This is a genomic window from Streptomyces sp. 4F14, from assembly GCF_048159485.1.
Taxonomy (GTDB): domain Bacteria; phylum Actinomycetota; class Actinomycetes; order Streptomycetales; family Streptomycetaceae; genus Streptomyces.
Map to the genome: position 1 here is coordinate 1 of NZ_JBLRVY010000067.1, position 3,359 is coordinate 3,359.

Annotated in this window: 4 protein-coding genes; 1 reads left to right on the top strand and 3 read right to left on the bottom strand. The window is 68.2% G+C overall.

What is annotated here, in order from left to right; all coding sequences use genetic code 11:
• Positions 1–133 precede the first annotated feature (133 nt).
• The 3 genes from ACLZOT_RS49595 to ACLZOT_RS49605 all read right to left on the bottom strand — a co-directional run bounded on the left by ACLZOT_RS49595 (position 134) and on the right by ACLZOT_RS49605 (position 2,155).
• A complete protein-coding gene (locus ACLZOT_RS49595) occupies positions 134–640 on the bottom strand; it encodes an HNH endonuclease (RefSeq protein ID WP_416975927.1) in 507 nt (168 codons plus the stop codon).
• Between the two features lie 144 nt (positions 641–784).
• Entirely contained in the window at positions 785–1,324 is a 540-nt protein-coding gene (locus ACLZOT_RS49600; protein ID WP_416975928.1) for a YbhB/YbcL family Raf kinase inhibitor-like protein, read from the bottom strand.
• Positions 1,325–1,372: 48 nt separating this feature from the next.
• Entirely contained in the window at positions 1,373–2,155 is a 783-nt protein-coding gene (locus ACLZOT_RS49605; RefSeq protein WP_416975929.1) for a sporulation protein, read from the bottom strand.
• A 152-nt stretch (positions 2,156–2,307) separates the two neighbouring features.
• On the opposite strand from ACLZOT_RS49605, the gene ACLZOT_RS49610 reads away from it, so the two are divergent.
• Positions 2,308–2,949: a DNA-3-methyladenine glycosylase gene (locus tag ACLZOT_RS49610; RefSeq protein WP_416975930.1), complete on the top strand. Its 642-nt coding sequence runs from the start codon at positions 2,308–2,310 to the stop codon at positions 2,947–2,949.
• Positions 2,950–3,359 lie beyond the last annotated feature (410 nt).

Here is a 3,359-nt window from a genome sequence, read left to right on the forward strand (position 1 = left end):
GGGGGGGGGGGGGGGGGGGGGGGGGGGGGGGGGGGGGGGGGGGGGGGGGGGGGGGGGGGGGGGGGGGGGGGGGGGCCGCCCCCCCCCCCCCCCCCCCCCCCCCCCAACGCCGTACAACAGCAAGTCCTACGATCTACGCCGCATCCAAGCTCAACCACTCCGGCAGCGCCTGGAAATCCTCGACCCCCAGCGACAGCAACATCGCGTCGGCCGGCGTGGGCTCGAACGGCCCCTTGAGCAACGGCATACCCGCCTGCTCCGGCGTCCGGTCGGCCTTGCGGTGATTGTCCTCGGCGCAAGAAGCCACCGTGTTGAGCCAGGAGTCCCGCCCGCCCTGAGCCCGCGGCACCACATGGTCCACGGTCGTCGCCCTGCGCCCGCAGTACGCGCACCTGTGCCGGTCCCGCACCAGCACCCCCCTGCGCGACCACGGCGCCTGTCTCCGGAACGGCACCCTCACGTACCGGCACAGCCGGATCACCCGGGGCGCGGGTATGTCGACCTCGGCGCCCCGCATACGCAGCTCGGGGTGGGCCTGCTCGACGACGGCCTTGTCCTGGAGCACCAGAACGACAGCCCGGTTCAACGTCACCGTAGACAGCGGCTCGAAGCTCGCGTTCAGCACCAGCGTGTCCCGCATCCAGCCCACCTCCCGTGTGCATCGGCCCGCTCCCCGGCGGGCGTGGATCAACTCTGGACGGGCACGCCGAGATGGACAACGCAATAAAAAATGCCCGCCCCTGATCACTTCCAAGACCAGAGGCGGACAAACGTCGGGTGAACTTCAGCTCCCGGCGGGCACCTCGTACTCACCGACGAGCTGCGCCCGCGCGATTGCATGGAACCGCAGGTTGAAACCGACGTACGCGGGCGACACCTCGCCGTCGACGCCGAGCTTCTCCTGGTCCACCGCGTACACGGTGAAGACGTACCGGTGCGGCCCGTCCCCCGCGGGCGGCGCGGCACCGCCGAAGTCCCGCGTCCCGTAGTCGTTACGGACGTGCACCGCGCCCTCGGGGAGCCCCTTGAACTCGCCCGTGCCTGCACCGGCCGGCAGCTCCGTCACCGACGCCGGGATGTCGAACAGCACCCAGTGCCAGAACCCGCTGCCCGTGGGCGCGTCCGGGTCGTAGCACGTCACCGCGAAACTCTTCGTCCCCTCCGGGAACCCCGACCACCGCAGCTGCGGCGAGACGTTCCCCTCGGCGTAGACCTGGTCGGCCTTGAGGGTGGCGCCCTCCGCGACGTCCTCACTCGTCACCGTGAACGCGGGGACGGGCGGGTGGAAGTCGTGGGGGAGAGGCCGCCGCTTGAGTTCGGACACCTCGGTACCTCCTGAATACGTCGATACGTCGTTCCTCGAACCCCGAGCCTAGAACCAGTTCCGCTTGCTGCCGACCTCGGCCAGCCACTGGTTCAGATACGCGGCCCAGTCCGTCCCCTGGAAGTCGCGCAGCCCCACCTGGAAGGAACGGAACGTGTCGCTGCCCTCGCTGAACAGGCCCGGCTTCTTGTCCATTTCGAGGATGACGTCCATCGCGTTCTCGTCGGCGACGAAACTCAGCTCGACCTGGTTGAGGCCGTGGTACTGCGACGGCGGGAAGAACTCGATCTCCTGGTAGAACGGCAGCTTCTGGCGCGTACCGCGAATGTGCCCGCGCTCCATGTCCGCGTTCTTGAACCGGAAGCCGAGCTGGGTGAACGCGTCCAGGATGGCCTGCTGCGCCGGCAGCGGGTGGACGTTGATCGGGTCGAGGTCGCTGGAGTCGACGGCCCGCGCGATGGCCAGCTCCGTCGTCACCCCGATGTGCATGCCGCGCAGCGACTGCCCGCCGATCGTCGTCACCGGCGTCTCCCACGGGATCTCCAGACCGAACGGCACAGCGTGCACCGCCCCCGCCTGAAGCTCGAAGGCACCGCCGAGGCTGACCTTCGCGAACTCGATGTTCTGCTTGTACTCCGCGTCCTGCCCCTCGACCTCGACCTGGGCCTGCAGTCCGATCGACAGCCCCTCGATGTTCTGGTTCACGGACCCGCCCTGGATCCGCACCTCCCCCTGCACGACCCCGCCCGGTACGACGTTGACCTCGGTCAGCACCGTCTCCACCGATGCCCCGCCCGCACCCAGGCTCGCGAGCAGCTTCTTGAACGCCATGACTCTCCCTCGTTGTCCACGACCGTTTCGACCGGGCCTTTGATCACTCTCAACGCGTTCAGGCCACGTCCGGTTCCACACCCCACCCTGGCAACCGGGACCCCCGGAAAGCCACCCCGGCGCGCACCCCGGCTGCACTACGCTCGACGGCCATGATCGCGAGCCCCGACCGTACGCCCCTGCCCAGGACCTTCTTCGACCGCCCCGTCCTGGACGTCGCCCCCGACCTCCTCGGCCGCCTCCTGCTCCGCACGACCCCGGACGGCCCGATCGTCCTGCGCATCACAGAGGTGGAGGCGTACGACGGCCAGAACGACCCCGGCTCCCACGCCTTCCGCGGCCGCACCGCCCGCAACGGCGTGATGTTCGGTCCGCCCGGCCATGTGTACGTCTACTTCACCTACGGCATGTGGCACTGCACGAACCTCGTCTGCGGCCCCGACGGCGAGGCGAGCGCCGTCCTGCTCCGCGCCGGCGAACTCCTGGAGGGCGCCGAACTGGCCCGTAAACGTCGACTCTCGGCCCGGAATGACAAAGAACTCGCCAAAGGCCCGGCCCGGTTGGCGACGGCCCTGGACATCGACCGCTCCCTCGACGGCACCGACGCCTGCACCCCCGAGGACACCCCGCTCCGCGTCCTCACCGGTACCCCCGTCCCCTCCGACCAGGTCAACAACGGTCCCCGCACCGGAGTCTCGGGCGACGGCGCCGTCCACCCCTGGCGGTTCTGGATCTCCAACGACCCCACCGTGAGCCCCTATCGGGCGCACGTCCCCCGCCGTCGCTCAAGTTGACGCTCCTCCTGGAGGTGCGTAACGTAGCCCGAGCCGCTTGACCCGGTACGGCACTCGCCGAGGGCCGGGAGCGGCCAAACCACTACCTAGCAACATCCCTCAGCGGGATCGAATTCGTCATGTCCGCATGCCCGAATTCGAACTCACGGAGACTCGATTATGAGTTACCGAGAGGATCGGCTAACGTAGTGAATGTCGAAAGGCCGACGAGCGAAAGCGAGAAAGCCCAAGACGTCCCGCCGACAGGGAATCGGATCAAGAAAAGGATCTGATAGAGTCGGAGACGCAAGACCGAAGGGAAAAAGCCCGGAGGAAAGCCTGAGAGAGTCTCTCGGGTGAGTACAAAGGAAGCGTCCGTTCCTTGAGAACTCAACAGCGTGCCAAAAATCAACGCCAGATTAGTTGATACC

Excerpts from the sequence above, each read along its gene's own strand:
- ACLZOT_RS49595 (WP_416975927.1), bottom strand. The coding sequence starts at position 640 with ATGCGGGACACGCTGGTGCTGAACGCGAGCTTCGAGCCGCTGTCTACG.
- ACLZOT_RS49605 (WP_416975929.1), bottom strand. The coding sequence starts at position 2,155 with ATGGCGTTCAAGAAGCTGCTCGCGAGCCTGGGTGCGGGCGGGGCATCG.
- ACLZOT_RS49610 (WP_416975930.1), top strand. The coding sequence starts at position 2,308 with ATGATCGCGAGCCCCGACCGTACGCCCCTGCCCAGGACCTTCTTCGAC.